At 65.1% G+C, this 17,505-nt stretch carries 18 protein-coding genes; 7 read left to right on the top strand and 11 right to left on the bottom strand.

The features are described 5' to 3' along the window. Positions 1-27 precede the first annotated feature (27 nt). The gene (gene aceK, locus KH389_RS07610) at positions 28-1,749 is read right to left on the bottom strand and encodes a bifunctional isocitrate dehydrogenase kinase/phosphatase (RefSeq protein WP_043864182.1); all 1,722 of its coding nucleotides are present in this window, start codon (positions 1,747-1,749) and stop codon (positions 28-30) included. Between the two features lie 245 nt (positions 1,750-1,994). Between aceK and KH389_RS07605 the strand changes: the two genes are divergently transcribed. Next, complete coding sequence (locus KH389_RS07605) at positions 1,995-2,900, top strand: DMT family transporter (protein WP_054914956.1); 906 nt, start codon at positions 1,995-1,997, stop codon at positions 2,898-2,900. On the opposite strand, the gene KH389_RS07600 is transcribed toward KH389_RS07605, so the two are convergent. The 3 genes from KH389_RS07600 to cysK all read right to left on the bottom strand — a co-directional run bounded on the left by KH389_RS07600 (position 2,882) and on the right by cysK (position 6,235). Further along, entirely contained in the window at positions 2,882-3,781 is a 900-nt protein-coding gene (locus KH389_RS07600) for a DMT family transporter (protein WP_054914957.1), read from the bottom strand. The two genes, KH389_RS07605 and KH389_RS07600, sit on opposite strands and share 19 nt — an antisense overlap. A 372-nt stretch (positions 3,782-4,153) precedes the next feature. After that, positions 4,154-5,089, bottom strand: coding sequence for an aspartyl/asparaginyl beta-hydroxylase domain-containing protein (locus KH389_RS07595; protein ID WP_043864185.1), 936 nt, complete (start codon positions 5,087-5,089; stop codon positions 4,154-4,156). Positions 5,090-5,260: 171 nt separating this feature from the next. Beyond that, on the bottom strand, positions 5,261-6,235 hold the full coding sequence (gene cysK / locus KH389_RS07590; protein ID WP_043864186.1) for a cysteine synthase A: 975 nt from the start codon (positions 6,233-6,235) through the stop codon (positions 5,261-5,263). 130 nt (positions 6,236-6,365) lie between these two features. Between cysK and KH389_RS07585 the strand changes: the two genes are divergently transcribed. From KH389_RS07585 to KH389_RS07575, 3 genes are all read left to right on the top strand, one after another. Continuing rightward, positions 6,366-7,439, top strand: coding sequence for a DUF748 domain-containing protein (locus tag KH389_RS07585; protein ID WP_210014567.1), 1,074 nt, complete (start codon positions 6,366-6,368; stop codon positions 7,437-7,439). A gap of 178 nt (positions 7,440-7,617) precedes the next feature. Further along, complete coding sequence (locus tag KH389_RS07580; protein ID WP_043864188.1) at positions 7,618-8,463, top strand: AAA family ATPase; 846 nt, start codon at positions 7,618-7,620, stop codon at positions 8,461-8,463. 18 nt (positions 8,464-8,481) lie between these two features. After that, positions 8,482-9,660, top strand: a complete 1,179-nt coding sequence (locus KH389_RS07575; RefSeq protein WP_043864189.1) for a vWA domain-containing protein — start codon at positions 8,482-8,484, stop codon at positions 9,658-9,660. Between the two features lie 40 nt (positions 9,661-9,700). On the opposite strand, the gene KH389_RS07570 is transcribed toward KH389_RS07575, so the two are convergent. The 6 genes from KH389_RS07570 to KH389_RS07545 form a co-directional block, all read right to left on the bottom strand. Further along, complete coding sequence (locus KH389_RS07570) at positions 9,701-10,621, bottom strand: 5-oxoprolinase subunit C family protein (RefSeq protein ID WP_210014569.1); 921 nt, start codon at positions 10,619-10,621, stop codon at positions 9,701-9,703. Continuing rightward, on the bottom strand, positions 10,618-11,313 hold the full coding sequence (gene pxpB / locus KH389_RS07565; RefSeq protein ID WP_210014570.1) for a 5-oxoprolinase subunit PxpB: 696 nt from the start codon (positions 11,311-11,313) through the stop codon (positions 10,618-10,620). Before pxpB ends, KH389_RS07570 begins: the two co-directional genes overlap by 4 nt. After that, positions 11,310-12,035, bottom strand: coding sequence for a 5-oxoprolinase subunit PxpA (locus KH389_RS07560; RefSeq protein WP_213085899.1), 726 nt, complete (start codon positions 12,033-12,035; stop codon positions 11,310-11,312). The genes pxpB and KH389_RS07560 overlap by 4 nt, the downstream gene beginning before the upstream one ends. Before the next feature lie 70 nt (positions 12,036-12,105). Next, on the bottom strand, positions 12,106-12,627 hold the full coding sequence (locus KH389_RS07555) for a DUF2937 family protein (RefSeq protein ID WP_054914961.1): 522 nt from the start codon (positions 12,625-12,627) through the stop codon (positions 12,106-12,108). 12 nt (positions 12,628-12,639) lie between these two features. Then, the gene (locus tag KH389_RS07550; protein WP_043864194.1) at positions 12,640-13,416 is read right to left on the bottom strand and encodes a class II glutamine amidotransferase; all 777 of its coding nucleotides are present in this window, start codon (positions 13,414-13,416) and stop codon (positions 12,640-12,642) included. Between the two features lie 24 nt (positions 13,417-13,440). Continuing rightward, positions 13,441-13,932, bottom strand: a complete 492-nt coding sequence (locus tag KH389_RS07545) for an MFS transporter (RefSeq protein ID WP_100634621.1) — start codon at positions 13,930-13,932, stop codon at positions 13,441-13,443. An 84-nt stretch (positions 13,933-14,016) separates the two neighbouring features. On the opposite strand from KH389_RS07545, the gene KH389_RS07540 reads away from it, so the two are divergent. Together KH389_RS07540 and KH389_RS07535 are read left to right on the top strand one after the other, a co-directional pair. Then, positions 14,017-16,068 carry a S9 family peptidase gene (locus KH389_RS07540; protein WP_088514494.1) on the top strand — a complete coding sequence of 684 codons (2,052 nt, stop codon included), beginning with the start codon at positions 14,017-14,019 and terminating at the stop codon, positions 16,066-16,068. Between the two features lie 136 nt (positions 16,069-16,204). Then, the gene (locus KH389_RS07535; protein ID WP_088514493.1) at positions 16,205-16,678 is read left to right on the top strand and encodes a cyclic nucleotide-binding domain-containing protein; all 474 of its coding nucleotides are present in this window, start codon (positions 16,205-16,207) and stop codon (positions 16,676-16,678) included. Here the strand turns inward: KH389_RS07535 and KH389_RS07530 are convergent. Next, positions 16,675-16,953, bottom strand: coding sequence for a hypothetical protein (locus tag KH389_RS07530; RefSeq protein WP_043864198.1), 279 nt, complete (start codon positions 16,951-16,953; stop codon positions 16,675-16,677). The genes KH389_RS07535 and KH389_RS07530 overlap by 4 nt on opposite strands. Before the next feature lie 126 nt (positions 16,954-17,079). On the opposite strand from KH389_RS07530, the gene KH389_RS07525 reads away from it, so the two are divergent. Beyond that, complete coding sequence (locus tag KH389_RS07525) at positions 17,080-17,454, top strand: YajD family HNH nuclease (RefSeq protein ID WP_043864199.1); 375 nt, start codon at positions 17,080-17,082, stop codon at positions 17,452-17,454. The last annotated feature ends 51 nt before the right edge of the window (positions 17,455-17,505 follow it).

Here is a 17,505-nt window from a genome sequence, read left to right as displayed (position 1 = left end):
TGGCGCCGGCAAGGCTGGCGAAGCTGCTCAGTTCTCCCGGCACTTGCGCCGGTACGGGAACACATCGATCACCTTCCCCTCCCGTATCGCCGCCTGCAGCCCCTTCCAGTAATCGGCGTCATACAACTCGCCATGCAACTGGCTGAACAGCCGCCGCTGGCCGATGTCGGCAAACAGAAACGGCGGGAACTCCTCGGGGAACACGTCCAGCGGCCCTATCGAGTACCACGGCTCGCTGGCCATCTCGTCCTCGGGGAAACGCGGCGGCGGGATATAGCGGAAGTTGGCTTCGGTCAGAAAGCAGATCTCGTCGTAGTCATAGAACACCACCCGCCCATGCCGGGTAACGCCAAAGTTCTTCAGCAGCATGTCGCCGGGGAAGATGTTCGCCGCCGCCAATTGCTTGATCGCCAGCCCGTAGTCCTCCAGCGCCTCGCGCACCTGGGCCTCGTTGGCGTTTTCCAGGTACAGGTTCAGCGGGGTCATGCGCCGCTCGGTCCAGCAGTGGCGGATAAGCACCGTGTCGCCCTCCACCACCACGGTCGACGGCGCCACTTCCAGCAACTCGGCCAGGCACTCGGGCTCGAACTTGCCCAGCGGGAAGCGAAAGTCGGCGAACTCCTGGGTATCGGCCATGCGCCCCACGCGGTCGACGCTCTTTACCAGGCGGTACTTCTCGATGACCGTGGCGCGGTCGACACTCTTGGACGGCGAGAAGCGGTCCTTGATGATCTTGAACACGGTGTTGAAGCCCGGCAGGGTGAACACGCTCATGACCATGCCGCGCACGCCGGGGGCCATGATGAAGCGGTCATCGGTACTGGCCAGATGATTGATCAGCGCCCGGTAGAACTCGGACTTGCCGTGCTTGTAGAAACCGATGGAGGTGTACAGCTCGGCGATGTGCTTGCCCGGCAGGATGCGCTTGAGAAAGCCCACGAACTCGGCCGGCACCGGCACATCGACCATGAAGTACGAGCGAGTGAACGAGAAGATGATCGACACATCGGCTTCATCGGTGATCAGCGCATCGATTTCGATGCCGTGGCCTTCGTGGTGCAGCAGCGGAATTACCAGCGGCCACTGCTCATCGTGGGTGAACAGCCGGCCCACCAGGTAGGCCCCCTTGTTGCGATAGAGCACCGAGGAAAACAGCTCCACCTGCAGTTGCGGGTCCTTGCACACCCAATCGGGCAGGTTCTCGCGCAACTGCGCCTCCAGGCGCGCCAGGTCGCCGGGCAGGTCGGCGAAGGGCACCGCGAAGGCGTAGTCGGCGAAGACCTGCGCGAGCATCTCGCCCAGCCCGCCCTGGGGGCGGTAGGTGCGGGTCTGCGCGGCGCGCTCATGGGCGCGCAGTGCCGGGCGCGTGGTATGGATGAACATGCAGCCGTCGCTGATCAGGTCATGGCTGAACAGGCTGCAGAAGATCGAGTTGTACCAGGTTTCGGAAAGCTCATCGTCCAGGCGCGGGTCGATCAGGCTGATGTAGGCGCTCTTGACCAGCGGCCAGAACGTCGCATCCAGCAGAACCTCGGGCTCGAAAGCGCCGGCCAGCCAGCCGCTGACCTCGCTGACCTTTTCCTCGTAGAGATTGATACGTGCCGCCGAGGCCGTCTGGATCTGCTGCCATTGCGCGAGCTCGAAGCGTTGGCGTGCCCCGTCGGTGATCTGGCGAAAGTGCTCACGGTAGCTGTCGAAGCCATCGAGAATCATCCGGGCGATGGCGGCGGCCGGCCATTGTTGGGGCATGGGTAAGACCTCTGCGGGAATTTCAAAGACCTGAGCTTAGCCAGTCACGCAAGGCTGCGATAGCCTACTTAGGAACCGTTTCGCGCCCTTCGCCGGCAAGGCCGGCTCCTACAGATACCGCCCCCACAGCAGGAGCCAGCGGTGCTGGCGAAAGCGCCCGAATTGACACCGCAAGAAAGCGAGAGAGCCCACCCTGGCTTTTACCGTAAACTCCCGCCCCTGCCCCTGTTACCCGGAGAACCCCCGTGAGCCCCATCGCCATCACCCGACTGTTGATTCTCGCTGCCGTGTGGGGGGCCAGTTTTCTGTTCATGCGCATCATTGCGCCGGTGCTGGGCACCCTGCCCACCGCCTTCTTTCGCGTCTCCATCGCCTGCGCCGGGTTGCTGGTGATTCTCGCCCTGCTGCGCGTGCGCTGGGACTTCCAGGGCAAACTCAAGGCCTGCCTGTTTCTGGGCATGATCAACTCGGGAATACCCGCAACGCTCTACTCGGTGGCCGCCCAGGTGCTGCCCGCCGGCTACTCGGCGATCTTCAACGCCACCACGCCGCTGATGGGCGTGCTGATCGGCGCGCTGTTCTTTCGCGAGGCCATGACCCTGCCCAAGCTGGGCGGCATCTTCCTGGGCTTGTTCGGGGTCGGGATTCTCAGTGGTGCGGGGCCGGTGGCCTTCGACGCCAGGCTCATGCAGGGCGCCCTCTCGTGTCTGGCGGCCACCACCTGCTATGGCTTCTCGGGGTATCTGGCGCGGCGCTGGCTCGACCAGCAGGGCGGCCTGGACAGTCGCCTGTCGGCGCTGGGCAGCATGATGGGCGCCACCTTGCTGTTGCTGCCGCTGTTCGGCTTCAGCGTGATCACCCAGCCACCTGCCAGCTGGGGCGGCTGGCAGGTGTGGTTGTCGCTGCTGGGGCTGGGCCTGTTGTGCACCGCCTTCGCCTACATCCTGTACTTTCGCCTGATCAGCGAAATCGGCCCGGTAAAATCCACCACCGTGACCTTCATGATCCCGGCCTTCGGCGTGCTGTGGGGCGCGTGGCTGCTGGACGAGCCCCTGTCGATGGCGCACCTGTATGGCGGGCTGCTGATTGCCGTGGCCTTGTGGCTGGTGCTCAAGCCGGCCCGCCAGGCCCGTCAGCTGGCCAGCGACTGATCCACCGTGTCAGGCTTGGTCGCGGGCTTGCGGAACACGAACAGCAGGCCCACCACGATCAAGCCCATGCCCAGCAGGCTCAAGGCCGCCAGGCGATTGCCGAAGATCAGGTAGTCCATCACCGCCGTCACCGCCGGCACCAGGTAGAACAGGCTGGTGACATTGACCAGGTTGCCCTTGGCGATCAGCCGGTACAGCAGCAAGGTCGCCAGCAACGACACCACCAGGCCCATCCACAGCACCGAGAACACAAAGCTGGCATTGGGGTTGACCGCCAGCGGCTGGAACGGTGCAAACAGCGCGCACATCAGCAGCCCCGCCAGGTACTGCAAGGGCAGCGTGCCCACCGGGTTGCTGGTGATGCGCTTCTGCATGATCGAGCCGAACGTCATGCTGGCCAGCGCCAGCAGCGCGAACAGCATGCCCGCCAGCGAGATGCCGCCCAGGCCGATGCCCTGGTACACCACCATCACCAGCCCGATCAGCCCCAGGCTCAGGCCGAACAGCCGGCTGAACGAACGCTTGCGCTCCATCAGCACCACCGTGAGGATCGGCTGCACGCCCATCACGGTGGCCATGATGCCGGGCGTCACCTTCAGGTCCAGCGCCAGCAGGTAGAAGATCTGGTAGGCACCGAGCAGCACGCAGCCGGTGGCGATGGCTTGCAGCAACGGGCCGCGACCGCGTGGCCAGTGCAGGCGCAGCAACGGGCCGAGCAGCAGCAGGCCGACAAAGGCAATCGCAAAGCGGATCAGCAGAAAGGCAAAGGGCGAGGCCTGCGCCAGGCCGAGCTTGGAAACGATGGCGCCGCTGCTCCAGAGCAGGACGAACAGGCTGGTGGTGGCCGCCGAGGCCACGGATTGTTTCGAGATAACTGACATGAAATGCCACCTGTATTCGGGCAAGTAAGCCGAACGGTCGAGCTGCGCGGTGCAGCCGGCCGTATTCAGTAGGGTTCAGGTGTGGTGGGGGCGCAGCCAGTGGCCGCTCAGCCCAGCACTACAACCACGCCGGGTGGTGCGACAACGCACGCCACGGGGCTACTGACAGGTGGTGGGTAGTGACTGATCATGACCGGCTGCTGGGACCCACGCACGACCACGACCGCGTCGGGCGCGGTAGCGAATACGGTGGTGGGGCAGGAAGCTGGCATGTGCAGGTCTTCGGTGAGGTGAACTGTGGGTGAATATAGCCACACTCGCGACACGGTGCAAGGCCCGCCCCGGCAGGGGCCAACCTTGCACCGAGTGTGGTCAGAACAGCCAGCGGTACAGCAGGTAAGCAACCAGCACCGCCAGCACCGGGCGCAGCACGCGGTAGGCCTTGGGGTTGGCGCGCTTGAAGGTCTTGACCCGGCTGCTGATCACGGTACTGAAGCGTTTGCTCCAGGCATACGCCTGGTTGATGCCGCCCACGCGCTCGTCGTCGGTGTTCTGCGGCGCGGTGGCCCGGCCCAGGAAGGCACTGACCTTGCGGTTGATGCGGGTCATCAGCGGGCTGGTCAGCGGTCGCTCGATATCGCAGAACAGGATCACCCGGGTGGTCTCGGTTTCGTTCTTCACCCAGTGCACGTAGGTTTCATCGAACATCACGTCTTCGCCATCGCGCCAGGCGTACACCTGGCCGTCGACATAGATGCGGCAGTCGTCCGAGTTCGGCGTGGACAGCCCCAGGTGATAGCGCAGCGAACCGCCGAACGGGTCGCGGTGCGGGTTCAGGTGGCTGCCGCCCGGCAGCAGGGCGAACATCGCGCCCTTGACGTTGGGGATGCTGTTGACCAGCTCGACGGTGCGGGGGCACAGCGCCTCGGCCGATGGCAGCGCCTTGTCGTACCACTTCAGGTAGAAGCGCTTCCAACCCTTCTTGAAGAACGAACCGAAGCCGGCATCGTTGTCTTTTTCGGCGGCGCGGATGTAGCCCTCGTCGAACAGGTGCATGGCCTCCTCGCGGATCACCTGCCAGTTGTCCTTGAGCACGTCCAGCTCGGGGAAGCGGCTACGGTCCAGGTAGGGCTTGGAAGGCACCCCGGAAAACAGGTACATAAGGGCGTTATAGGGGGCGAACAGCGCCGAATGGTTGACGAACTGGCGCAACACGGGCAAACGCGCCTTGCCGCGCAGGTGCACGTACAGGGTGCTGCCGAAGAACAGCAGCAGTACACCTGCCTTGGCGACAAAGGAAAAGGTCATGCAACACTCCTTGAATTTCGATCAGGCCATCGCTGCCGGATAATCGGACATGATAAACCGATCCGGCCCCGGTAAAAACAACCGGGGCCGGACATTCAGTGTTGGCAATTGTGCAACAACGCAGTGCGCCGAACATTGAGGCGGATCAGCCTCGGTGGAGCCTGGCGGTGGTTACTGCTGGTTTTCCTGCTCGGTAAACAGGTCGCTGAAGAGCATGCTCGACAGGTAGCGCTCGCCCGAATCGGGCAGGATCACCACGATGGTCTTGCCCTGCATTTCCGGCTTTTCGGCCAGGCGTACCGCCACGGCCATCGCCGCGCCACAGGAGATACCGCACAGGATGCCTTCCTCCTGCATCAGGCGCAGGGCCATGGCCTTGGACTCCTCGTCGCTGGCCAGCTCGACCTGGTCGACCATCGACAGGTCCAGGTTGTTGGGTACGAAACCTGCGCCGATGCCCTGGATCTTGTGCGGGTTGGGCTTGATTTCCTGGCCGGCCAGGGCCTGGGTGATCACCGGAGACACCAGCGGCTCGACCGCCACCGACAGAATCGGCTTGCCCTGGGTGTTCTTGATGTAGCGCGACACACCGGTGATGGTGCCGCCGGTGCCCACGCCGGCAACCAGCACGTCGACCCCGCCGTCGGTGTCGTTCCAGATTTCCGGACCGGTGGTCTTCTCGTGAATGGCCGGGTTGGCCGGGTTGTCGAACTGCGCCGGCATGAAGTAGGTGGCCGGGTCGCTGGCTACGATTTCGGCGGCCTTCTCGATCGCGCCCTTCATGCCCTTGGCAGGCTCGGTCAGCACCAGCTCGGCGCCCAGCGCCTTGAGTACCTTGCGCCGCTCGATGCTCATCGAGGCCGGCATGGTCAGCATCAGCTTGTAGCCGCGCGCAGCGGCCACGAAGGCCAGGCCGATACCGGTGTTGCCCGAGGTCGGCTCGACGATGGTCATGCCCGGCTTGAGCCGGCCGCTGCTTTCGGCGTCCCAGATCATGTTCGCGCCGATCCGGCACTTGACCGAATAGCCGGGGTTGCGCCCCTCGATCTTGGCCAGGATGGTCACGCCCCGCGGGGCGATGCGGTTGATCTGCACCAGCGGCGTGTTGCCGATGGAGTGCGCGTTGTCAGCGAAGATACGGCTCATGGCTTGGGTCCTTTTGGCACCGTGCGAAAACTTCAAGGGTATGCCTGCCCCTGCGGTGCGTCCACCCCGAACGAACCGATGCGCCCGTGCGGCGGTCAACCGATCATCCTCAATCACGGAACCCACGCCGATGAAACGCCGCTACCGCTGGCCCCTGTGGGGGCTGCTGGGCATTGCACTGTTGCTGCTGGCCCTGCACCTGACGCTGCCGATCCTGGTACGCAACTACTTGAACGAAAAGCTCGCCGACATGGGCGACTACCGCGGTCAGGTCACCGATGTCGACCTGGCCCTGTGGCGGGGTGCCTACAAGATCAACGGCCTGACCATCGTCAAGACCACGGGCAAGGTGCCGGTGCCGTTTCTGGAGGCGCCGCTGATCGACCTGTCGGTGAGCTGGCATTCACTGTGGTACGACCATGCCGTGGTGGCCGAAGTGACCTTCCTGCGCCCGAAACTGAACTTCGTCGATGGCGGCAACACCCAGGCGTCGCAGACCGGTAAGGGCACCGACTGGCGCGCGCAGCTGAGCAAGCTGCTGCCGATCACCCTCAACGAGCTGCGCATAGACGACGGCACCCTGACCTTTCGCAACTTCAATTCCAAACCGCCGGTCAGCCTTGAAGCGACCCAGCTCAACGCCAGCGTCTACAACCTGACCAACGTGGTGGACGTCGAAGGCAAGCGCGACGCCCGCTTCGAGGGCAAGGCCCGGCTGCTGGGCGACGCGCGGGTGGAAAGCACGGCCACCTTCGACCCACTGAGCAACTTCGAGGACTTCCAGTTCCGCCTGCGCGCCACCGGCATCCAGCTGCGCCAGATGAACGACTTTGCCAGCGCCTACGGCAAGTTCGACTTCAATGCCGGGCACGGCGACGTGGTGATCGAGGCCGAGGCGAACAAGGGCCAGCTCAAGGGCTACATCAAGCCGTTGTTGCGCGATGTCGAAGTGTTCAACTGGCAGCAGGACGTGGACAACAAGAACAAGGGGTTTCTGCGCTCGATCTGGGAAGCCCTGGTGGGCGGTACCGAAACGGTGCTCAAGAACCAGCGCAAGAACCAGTTCGCCACGCGCGTGGAGCTTAGCGGCAGCGTGCATCACAGCGATATCAGCGCGTTCGAGGCGTTTTTGCAGATTCTGCGCAACGGCTTCGTGCAGGCATTCAATGCGCGGTATGAACAGGGGCCGCCGAAAGCTGACTGATCCATGGCGGTACTGGCCCTTTCGCTGGCAAGCCAGCGACTAGGCCAGGCCTGCCACCCCGGTTCCATGACCAATCATCCACAGACTGAATACCCCGTCCGCGTTCACAGCCACGCAAGCCCCGCGTTATAGTCGTCGCATGATAGTCACCGCATGACCATTTTTTGAGGATCGGTACATGAAGTTCGAAGGCACCAGCGCATACGTCGCCACAGATGACCTGAAACTGGCCGTCAACGCGGCGATCACCCTGGAGCGCCCGCTGCTGGTCAAGGGCGAACCCGGCACCGGCAAGACCATGCTCGCCGAGCAACTGGCCGAAGCCTTCGGTGCCAAGCTGATCACCTGGCACATCAAGTCCACCACCAAGGCCCACCAGGGCCTCTACGAGTACGATGCGGTCAGCCGCCTGCGCGACTCGCAGCTGGGCGTGGACAAGGTGCACGACGTGCGCAACTACCTGAAAAAGGGCAAGTTGTGGGAGGCCTTCGAAGCCGAGGAGCGGGTCATCCTGCTGATCGACGAAATCGACAAGGCCGACATCGAGTTCCCCAACGACCTGCTGCAGGAACTCGACAAGATGGAGTTCTACGTCTACGAGATCGACGAGACCATCAAGGCCAAACAGCGCCCGATCATCATCATTACCTCCAACAACGAGAAGGAACTGCCCGACGCCTTCCTGCGTCGCTGCTTCTTCCACTACATCGCCTTCCCCGATCGCGCCACGCTGCAGCAGATCGTCGACGTGCACTACCCCAACATCAAGCAGGACCTGGTCAGCGAGGCGCTGGACGTGTTCTTCGACGTGCGCAAGGTGCCGGGCCTGAAGAAAAAACCCTCCACCTCCGAGCTGGTCGACTGGCTCAAGCTGCTGATGGCCGACAACATCGGCGAAGCGGTATTGCGCGAGCGCGACCCGACCAAGGCCATCCCGCCGCTGGCCGGTGCGCTGGTCAAGAACGAGCAGGACGTGCAGTTGCTGGAGCGCCTGGCGTTCATGAGCCGGCGCGGCAACCGCTGAGCCAACGGGGTCATTGCCATGCTGCTGAACCTGTTCAATGAAATGCGCGCGGCCAAGGTGCCGGTGTCGGTACGCGAGTTGCTCGACCTGCTCAATGCCTTGAAGCAGCGGGTGATCTTCGCCGACATGGACGAGTTCTACTATTTGGCGCGCGCCATCCTGGTCAAGGACGAGCGCCACTTCGACAAGTTCGACCGGGCCTTCTCGGCCTACTTCAAGGGCCTTGAAAACCTCGACCACCACCTGGAGGCGCTGATCCCCGAAGACTGGCTGCGCAAGGAATTCGAGCGTTCCCTGACGGATGAAGAGCGTGCGCAGATCCAGTCCCTGGGCGGTCTGGACAAGCTGATCGAAGCGTTCAAGAAACGCCTGGAAGAACAGAAGGAACGCCATGCCGGCGGCAACAAGTGGATCGGTACCGGCGGTACCAGCCCGTTCGGCTCGGGCGGCTTCAACCCCGAGGGCATTCGCGTGGGCGATGCCGGCAAGCGCCAGGGCAAGGCGGTCAAGGTATGGGACCAGCGCGAGTACAAGAACCTTGACGACGGGGTGGAACTGGGTACGCGCAACATCAAGCTGGCCTTGCGCCGGCTGCGCAAGTTCGCCCGTCAGGGCGCGGCCGAAGAGCTGGATATCGACGGCACCATCGACCACACCGCGCGCGATGCCGGGCTGCTCAACATCCAGATGCGTCCGGAGCGGCGCAACAGCGTGAAGTTGCTGCTGCTGTTCGACATCGGCGGTTCGATGGACGCCCACGTGAAGATCTGCGAAGAGCTGTTTTCGGCCTGCAAGACCGAGTTCAAGCACCTGGAGTACTACTACTTCCACAACTTCGTGTACGAGTCGGTGTGGAAGAACAACCTGCGCCGCACCTCCGAGCGCACCTCGACCATGGACCTGCTGCACAAGTACGGCGCCGACTACAAGGTGGTGTTCGTGGGCGATGCGGCCATGGCGCCCTACGAGATCACCCAGCCCGGTGGCAGCGTGGAGCACTGGAACGAGGAAGCCGGGTATGTGTGGATGCGCCGCTTCATGGAGAAATACAAGAAGCTGATCTGGATAAACCCCTACCCCAAAGACACCTGGGGCTATACCGCTTCGACCAACATCGTGCGCGAGCTGGTCGAGGACCGGATGTTCCCGCTGACCTTGCGCGGGCTGGAGGAAGGGATGCGGTTTCTGTCCAAGTAGCGGTGAACCCTTCGCCGGCCTTGCCGGCGAAGAGGCCCTGTCAGTCGGCAAACCTCTGCAGATAAACCTGCTGCTCTCGCCATGCCATCTCCTGCACCACGGCCCGCAACCGCACCACACGCCCCGGCAGCAACTGCGCCAGGCCGGCCAGCGCCAGCGGGGTCAGCGCCCCCAGTCGCGGATAGCCGCCAATCGTCTGCCGATCATTGAGCAACACGATCGGCTGCCCATCCGGCGGTACCTGCACCGCGCCCAGCGGTATCCCCTCCGAGATCATCGGTTGCCCCTGATACTGCAACGCCGGGCCCAGCAGGCGCATGCCCATGCGGTCGGCGCGGGTGTCCAGGGTCCAGTCGCGGTTGAAGGCATCGAACAGGCTCTGCCCGGCAAATTCGCCGATCTGCGCCCCCATCACCAGGTCCAGCACGGTGCAGGTGCCAGGCACGGGTCGAAGCCCTTCGGGCACCTCACGCACACCCGGCGCGTTGCCGGCGTAGCCCAGGCACTCGCCTCGGGCCAATGCCCTGCCCAGTCCCGTCAGCCCACCCAGCTCCTCGCGCACCACCGTAGCGCAACTGCCCAGCACCTGTGGCGCAGCGAATCCCCCTGGCGCCGCCAGGTAGGCCCGCACACCCTGCAGCGGCTGGGTGAACTGCAGGCGCTGCCCCTTGGCCATCACGAAACTGCGCCACGGCGCCAGCGGCTGGTCGTCGAGCCGTGCGCCCAGGTCAGCACCGGCCAGTGCCAGGCAGCACGCCTGCTCGGCCACCAGCATCAGCCCGCCCAGGGTGATCTCCACCACCGCCGCCTGCGGTGCATTGCCCAGCAGCCAGTTGGCCCAGCGCATCGATACCCAGTCCAGACCACCGCCCTGGGTCACGCCCAGGTGGCGCACGCCAAAGCGCCCGGAATCCTGCAACAGGCACAGCGGCGTGCTGGACTCGATCAGCAAGCGGCTCACGGCGACACCTGCAGGGGCGTGTCGTCGCCGCCGAGTGCAAGGAATTCGGCACGCTCCACCGCCACGAAGCGCACCCGGTCGCCCGGCTGCAGCAGGCTGTAGCCCTCGCGCTGGCGATCGAACAGGCGGCTGGGGGTACGCCCGATCAGGTTCCAGCCCCCGGGCGACACCGCCGGGTAGGCCGCCGTCTGGCGCTCGGCGATGCCCACACTGCCGGCTGCCACGCGCTTGCGCGGGGTGGCCAGGCGCGGCGCGGCCAGCGCCTCCTCGACCAGCCCCATGAACGCGAAACCCGGGGCGAAGCCCAGGGCGAACACCTGGTACTCGCGCGCGCTGTGGCGGCGGATCACCCCCGCCACGGAGTCGCCGCTGCGCTGCGCCAGCAAGGCCAGCTCGGGCCCGACGCTGGGGTCGTACCACACCGGAATGTCGTGGCGCTGCCCTGCCCCGCCCTCGTCGGGGCGAAGACCTTCGAGCGCCTGCGCGATACGCTCGCGGGCCTGGGTGGGCGACAGGTCGAAATGCACCATCACGGTGGTGTACGACGGCACCAGATCGATCAGCTGCGCCGCAAAGGCTGCACGCAGACGCTGAGTGGCAGCGAGCATCCAGGGCATGTTGGACTCGTCGATCGCATCGAACAGGCGCACCATCAGGCAATCGACAGCAACCACCTCGACGCGCCACTTCATGGCGCCGCCTGCGCATCGAGAGCCTGACGAATCTGCCGCACCGCAGCCACCGAGCTGGCATTGTCGCCATGCACACACAGCGTATGGGCCTGCAGGCGCAGTGCGCTGCCATCACTGGCAACCAGCGGCTCGCCCCGTGCCAGGCGCAGGGCCTGCTCGACGATCAGGGCCGGGTCGTGGTGCACGGCACCGGGCAGGCGCCGCGACAGCAGGCGTCCGGCGGGGTCGTAGGCACGGTCGGCAAAGGCCTCGAACCACAACGTGACGCCATATTCGTCACCCAGTGCCTGGGCCGCGCGATTGTCGGCCGTGGCCATCAGCATCAGCGGCAGGCTGCGGTCGTAGGCGGCCACCGCCTCGATCACCGCACGCAGCTTGCCCGGCTCGGCCATCATGTCGTTGTACAGCGCGCCGTGGGGTTTGACGTAGGCCACCTGGGTCTTCTGGGTACGGCAGATACCGTCCAGCGCGCCGATCTGGTAATGCAGCAGGTCGCGAATCTCTTCATTGCTGCAGGCCATCGAGCGGCGCCCGAAACCGGCCAGGTCCTGGTACGCCGGGTGCGCCCCCACCAGCACGCCCCCGGCCACGGCCAGCGCCACGGTGGCGCGCATGATGCCCGGGTCGCCAGCATGAAAACCGCAGGCGATGTTGGCGCAATCGATAAAGGGCATCACTTCGGCATCCAGCCCCATGCTCCAGCTGCCGAAACTTTCACCCATGTCGCAATTGAGTAGCAGGCGGCTCACGCGCGTTGCTCCTGTGTCGGGTGGGGGGCGGCCCGGAGGCCGTCTAGCGCCAGCTCGGCTCCACCGGCTTGCGCCGACCGCCGAGGATCGCCCAGCCGATCAGCATCAGCAGGCTCTCGATCACCAGTGCCAGCAGCATGGCGCTGGCCAGGCCCCAGGCCATCGCCTCGGGCGCCAGCAGGATCTGGTAGCTGTAGCCCTTGAGGGTTTCCTCGCGCAAGGCCGGGTCGGCCGCCACCAGTACGTGCCAGGTGCGTACCAGCCACGGGCGCTGCAGGGTCTGCCACTCTTCTTCGAGCAGGCGATTGCGCGCCACCAGGCTGTCGATGCTGTCGGCATCGCTGTTGAACACCGGATCGTCGCTGGCACGGTAGTGACGTACCAGCGCCTGCAGGTCGCCATTGAAAAAGCGCTGCGCGGTCTGGTTGAAGCCCTTGAGACCCTCGCGCGATTCGAGCAGGTGCGCCTCGACCCGCTGGGTGTAATCGTTGATCAGCCCGGGGATCTGCACACCGACCAGCAGGCCGAAGGTAAACAACAGCAAACGCAGGTAACTTCTGAACATGAAGGCTGATCCTTAGCTGGCCTGACCCTGGGCAATGCATTCACCGCGCCGCCACAGGCCCCACTGGCCAGGCTCGTAGCGGTGCCAGATCTCGTCCTCGGTCAAGGCCTCGGTGGCAATGACGGTGACCACGTCGTTGGGCGTGGTCTCGGCCTGGAAGTCGACGATCATGTCCACGTCCTTGAGCCGCGCCGGGCCGAACGGTGCACGCCGGGTGATGTGTACCAGCTTGGTCGAACAGAAGCAGAACAGCCAGTCGCCATCGCTGAGCAGGCAGTTGAACACGCCCTTGCCACGGAACTCGGCGCAGGCCTGCACCAGCACCGGGATCAGCTCCTCGACCTCGACCGGTTCGGGGAATGCCTCGCGGATGCGGTTGAGCAGGTCGCAGAAGGCGGCCTCGCTGTCGGTATCGCCCACCGGGCGGTAGAAGGTGCGTTGCCCCTGGAAGTCGCCCAGCTGGCCGTTGTGTGCGAAGCACCAGTTGCGCCCCCACAGTTCGCGCACGAACGGGTGGGTGTTGGACAGGCACACCTTGCCCACGTTGGCCTGGCGAATGTGGCCGATGACCACCTCGCTCTTGATCGGATAACGCTGCACCAGGTTGGCGACTTCCGACTCGCAGCTGGCCGCCGGGTCCTGGAACAGGCGCAGGCCACGGCCTTCATAGAAGCCGATGCCCCAGCCGTCACGGTGCGGCCCGGTACGTCCGCCACGCTGCATCAGCCCGGTGAAGCTGAACACGATATCGGTAGGGACATTGGCGCTCATGCCCAGTAATTCACACATGCAGGGGTCGCTCCAGGGCGGATCTTACAAACGCGGTTCGAGGCGCTCGCGGCTGCCGCCGGCGGGTGCTTCAGGGGGTTCGCTGCGGTAGCGGTCACGGCTGTCGGCGGCGAACGGCTGGTCGTCCAGCGGCTCGTCGGCATCGCGCCTGGCGGCGGCTTCGGCAGCGGCGCGGCGGGCCTTGGCACGGCGCTCCAGCGGCCAGCGCAGCAGCACGAACACGGCATACAGGATGAACGCGATCATGCCGTACATGGCTAGGTCGGACGCGGCGCGCAGAACGTTGTTGCCGACCTTGAAGGCCAGGTCCAGGGCAGTGATGGCAATGGCCGGGGCAAACTTCTCCTTCACCGGGTCGATGATGGTCGGGGTCAGCAGCAGCACTGCCATGATCACCCGCAGCGGCTCGCGCAACCAGCGCCACATCCACGCGGTCAGGCGAAAGCCCACCAGCAGGCAACCCAGGGCGGCCAGGGCATAGAGTCCCCAGGCGAGCAGATAATCGTTCTCGGTCATGGCGTCCGTGGCAAGCTAGGCAAATAGATGCTTATGATAACGACTTTTCAGCGCGCAGGCGCGCCCCAGCAAAGAGAACCCCGCATGTCCGCAGCTGCCAACGCCCCCCAAGCCCCGATCGCCCGCCAGGATGCCGGCACCGATCCCTATGCCTGGTTGCAGGCCCGGGACACCCCCGAGGTGCTGGCCTACCTGAACGCGGAAAACGCCTATCAGGAGGCGCAACTGGCCGACCAGGCCGGGTTGCGCGAGCAGCTGTTCGAAGAGATCCGTGGCCGCATTCTCGAAACCGACCTGTCGCTGGCCTCGCCCTGGGGCCCCTACCTTTACTACACCCGCACCACCGCCGGCGACGAGTACCCGCGTCATTACCGCTGCCCACGCCCGGCCGACGATTCGCCGACGGTCGATGAAAGCCGCGAAGAGCTGCTGCTGGACCCCAACCTGCTGGCCGCCGGCGGCTTCCTCAGCCTGGGCGCCTTCAACATCAGCCCCGACCACCAGCGCCTGGCCTACAGCCTGGATACCAGCGGCGACGAGGTCTACACCCTGTACGTCAAGGACCTGGCCAGCGGCGCGGTCGAACAGCTGCCGTTCGAAGACTGCGACGGCAGCATGACCTGGGCCAACGACAGCCAGACGCTGTTCTTCGCCGAACTGGACGACACCCACCGCCCGCACCGGCTGATGCGTCATCGCCTGGGCACCCAAGGGGCGGTGCAGGTGTTCGAGGAGGCCGACGGTCGCTTCTTCCTGCACTGCTACCGCGCCAGCTCCGAGCGCCAGCTGATCCTGCTGCTCAACAGCAAGACCACCAGCGAGGCCTGGGTACTGGATGCGCACACCCCGGAACAGGCGTTCACCTGCCTGGCACCACGGGTCGAAGGCCATGAGTACTACCCTGACCATGGCCAGTTGAACGGCCACTGGCACTGGTTCATCCGCAGCAACCAGCAAGGCATCAATTTCGCCCTGTTCCACGGCCCGGCCGACACCCTGCCAACCCACGAGCAGTGGCAGGTACTGGTGCCGCACCGCGACACCGTGATGCTCGAGGGGCTGACCCTGAACGCCAGCGCCCTGACCCTGAGCCTGCGCGAGGGCGGCCTGCCGATCATCGAGGTGCGCCCCCACGGCCTGCCCGCCTACCGCGTCGAGCTGCCGGATGCAGCCTACAGCCTGTACGTGCAGGACAGCCTGGAGTTCGACAGCCCACGCATCCGCCTGCGCTACGAGGCGCTGAACCGCCCTGCGCAGGTACGCCAGCTGACGCTTGCCGATGGTCAGCAGCAGGTGCTCAAGCAGACCCCGGTGCTCGGCCCGTTCGACCCCGACGCCTACGTCAGCCAGCGCCTGTGGGCCACCGCCGGCGACGGCACGCAGGTACCGATCAGCCTGGTTCAGCGCCGTGAGGACCTCGGCAAGCCGGTGCCGCTGTACCTGTACGGCTACGGTGCCTACGGCGAAAGCCTGGACCCGTGGTTTTCCCATGCGCGCCTGAGCCTGCTGGAGCGCGGCGTGGCCTTCGCCATTGCCCACGTGCGCGGCGGCGGCGAACTGGGCGAGGCCTGGTACCGGGCCGGCAAGCAGGAGCACAAGCCCAACACCTTCAGCGACTTCATCGCCTGCGCCGAACACCTGATCGCCACCGGCGTGACCGATGCCGAGCACCTGGCGATCAGTGGCGGCAGTGCCGGCGGGCTGCTGATCGGCGCGGTGCTCAACCAGCGTCCCGAGCTGTTCAAGGCGGCGATTGCCGAGGTGCCGTTCGTCGACGTGCTCAACACCATGCTCGACCCCGATCTGCCCCTGACCGTCACCGAGTATGACGAGTGGGGCAACCCGCAGGAGCCCGAGGTGCACGCGCGCATCAAGGCGTATGCGCCCTACGAGAACGTGAAGGCCCAGGCCTACCCTGCCCTGCTGGTGGTGGCCGGTTACAACGACAGCCGCGTGCAGTACTGGGAGGCGGCCAAGTGGGTGGCCAAGCTGCGCGTGCACAAGACCGATGACAACCTGCTGCTGCTCAAGACCGAGCTGGGCGCCGGGCATGGCGGCATGAGCGGGCGCTACCAGGGGCTCAAGGACGTGGCACTGGAGTACGCGTTCGTATTTAAAGTGCTGGGCCTGGTGTAATTCAGGATTTCTGTTGTCTGAATCAGCAATTCGCCGGCAAGGCCGGCTCCTGCAAGCTATGCACTGGCAATTGCAGGAGCCGGCCTTGACGGCGAAAACCAGACACCACAAACCTCCAAGAAAAAGACCAACCGCGATGCCCGACCCGACCTCCCTGAACAACGAAATTCGCGACATGCTCATGGACTGCGGCCTGTTCGACCAACTGCTGCCGCCTGACTTTCAGACCGCTGCCGGCTACTTCAGCATCAGCACCATCGCCCAGGGCGAGGAAATCTTCCACGAAGGCGATGCCGGCACCTTCATGTGCATCATCCACTCGGGCCAGGTATCGGTACGCAAGACCGACCCCGACGAGCATCAGGTGGAGATCGCCACCCTGCGCAAGGGCCGCGCCTTTGGCGAGATGGCCGTGCTGGACGGCGAACGCCGATCGGCCAGCTGCGTGGCCGCCAGCGACTGTCAACTGCTCAACCTGGGCAAGGACTCACTGGAAAAAATGCTCAACGAAACGCCCAAGGTGGCCGCCAAGATCATCCGCGCCCTGGCCGTGGCACTGTCGCGTCGCCTGCGCATGCTCGACGGCCAGCGTCTCTCGCAGCAGGTCTAGCCCTCGCGCGGTTTGTCCTTGCCGGCATCCGGCGCAAGCCCTGGCAGCGGCTGGTCCTTCGGCGGGCTGGGCAAGGGAATCGGCGGCAACAGCGGCGCACCCGACGAGCCCTGCCCTGCACGGGGGATGGTCGACGGGGCCACCTGCGGGTAAGGGGTGGGCGTGGGCGTACCCGGTGCACCCGGTACCGGTGCGAGGGTGCGTGGCTGCAGGTCCGCAGCCTGGGCCTGGCCGAGCCAGGCAATCAACAGCAGGGCAATGCTCGCATGGCGCATGGGGCGGGCTCCTGGAGAGTGCTGCCTACAGGCTACGCGCAAGCGCTGCGGTTTGCCTGTCCGAAATGCCCGTCATGGCGCTAAACTTCACGGCATAACCGTAACAAGCCCGAGAAAGGTACAACCATGAGTTCGGCAACCTCTTCCGCCGCCGCCACCGCGCGGCTGGACCGCATCCTCGCCGATGCCAAGCGCGACAAGGAAATGGGCTACCGCGACAAGGCCCTGCGCATGTACCCCCACGTGTGCGGCCGCTGCGCCCGCGAATTCGCCGGCAAGCGCCTGAGCGAACTGACCGTGCACCACCGCGACCACAACCACGACAACAACCCCCAGGACGGTTCGAACTGGGAACTGCTGTGCCTGTACTGCCACGACAACGAGCACTCGCGCTACACCGACCAGCAGTACTTCAGCGAAGGCTCCACCGCCAGCCCAAGCATCGCCAAGGCCACCCATAACCCGTTCGCCGGGCTGGCCGGGCTGCTCAAGAAAGACTGACCCTGCGCCCCACCCGTGCCGGCAAGCCCGTATAATCGCGTCTTTTTTCTC

Source organism: Pseudomonas qingdaonensis (assembly GCF_018398475.1).
Taxonomy (GTDB): Bacteria; Pseudomonadota; Gammaproteobacteria; order Pseudomonadales; family Pseudomonadaceae; genus Aquipseudomonas; species Aquipseudomonas palmensis.
Note: the sequence above shows the minus strand (reverse complement) of the source record. Positions and strands in the feature narration are given on the sequence as shown.

Coding starts and splice junctions, on each gene's coding strand:
- KH389_RS07535 (WP_088514493.1), top strand. CDS start 16,205: ATGCCCGACCCGACCTCCCTGAACAACGAAATTCGCGACATGCTCATG.
- KH389_RS07530 (WP_043864198.1), bottom strand. CDS start 16,953: ATGCGCCATGCGAGCATTGCCCTGCTGTTGATTGCCTGGCTCGGCCAG.
- KH389_RS07585 (WP_210014567.1), top strand. CDS start 6,366: ATGAAACGCCGCTACCGCTGGCCCCTGTGGGGGCTGCTGGGCATTGCA.
- KH389_RS07540 (WP_088514494.1), top strand. CDS start 14,017: ATGTCCGCAGCTGCCAACGCCCCCCAAGCCCCGATCGCCCGCCAGGAT.
- cysK (WP_043864186.1), bottom strand. CDS start 6,235: ATGAGCCGTATCTTCGCTGACAACGCGCACTCCATCGGCAACACGCCG.
- KH389_RS07600 (WP_054914957.1), bottom strand. CDS start 3,781: ATGTCAGTTATCTCGAAACAATCCGTGGCCTCGGCGGCCACCACCAGC.
- KH389_RS07555 (WP_054914961.1), bottom strand. CDS start 12,627: ATGTTCAGAAGTTACCTGCGTTTGCTGTTGTTTACCTTCGGCCTGCTG.
- pxpB (WP_210014570.1), bottom strand. CDS start 11,313: ATGAAGTGGCGCGTCGAGGTGGTTGCTGTCGATTGCCTGATGGTGCGC.
- KH389_RS07575 (WP_043864189.1), top strand. CDS start 8,482: ATGCTGCTGAACCTGTTCAATGAAATGCGCGCGGCCAAGGTGCCGGTG.
- KH389_RS07595 (WP_043864185.1), bottom strand. CDS start 5,089: ATGACCTTTTCCTTTGTCGCCAAGGCAGGTGTACTGCTGCTGTTCTTC.
- KH389_RS07525 (WP_043864199.1), top strand. CDS start 17,080: ATGAGTTCGGCAACCTCTTCCGCCGCCGCCACCGCGCGGCTGGACCGC.
- KH389_RS07545 (WP_100634621.1), bottom strand. CDS start 13,932: ATGACCGAGAACGATTATCTGCTCGCCTGGGGACTCTATGCCCTGGCC.
- KH389_RS07560 (WP_213085899.1), bottom strand. CDS start 12,035: ATGGGTGAAAGTTTCGGCAGCTGGAGCATGGGGCTGGATGCCGAAGTG.
- KH389_RS07550 (WP_043864194.1), bottom strand. CDS start 13,416: ATGTGTGAATTACTGGGCATGAGCGCCAATGTCCCTACCGATATCGTG.
- KH389_RS07580 (WP_043864188.1), top strand. CDS start 7,618: ATGAAGTTCGAAGGCACCAGCGCATACGTCGCCACAGATGACCTGAAA.
- aceK (WP_043864182.1), bottom strand. CDS start 1,749: ATGCCCCAACAATGGCCGGCCGCCGCCATCGCCCGGATGATTCTCGAT.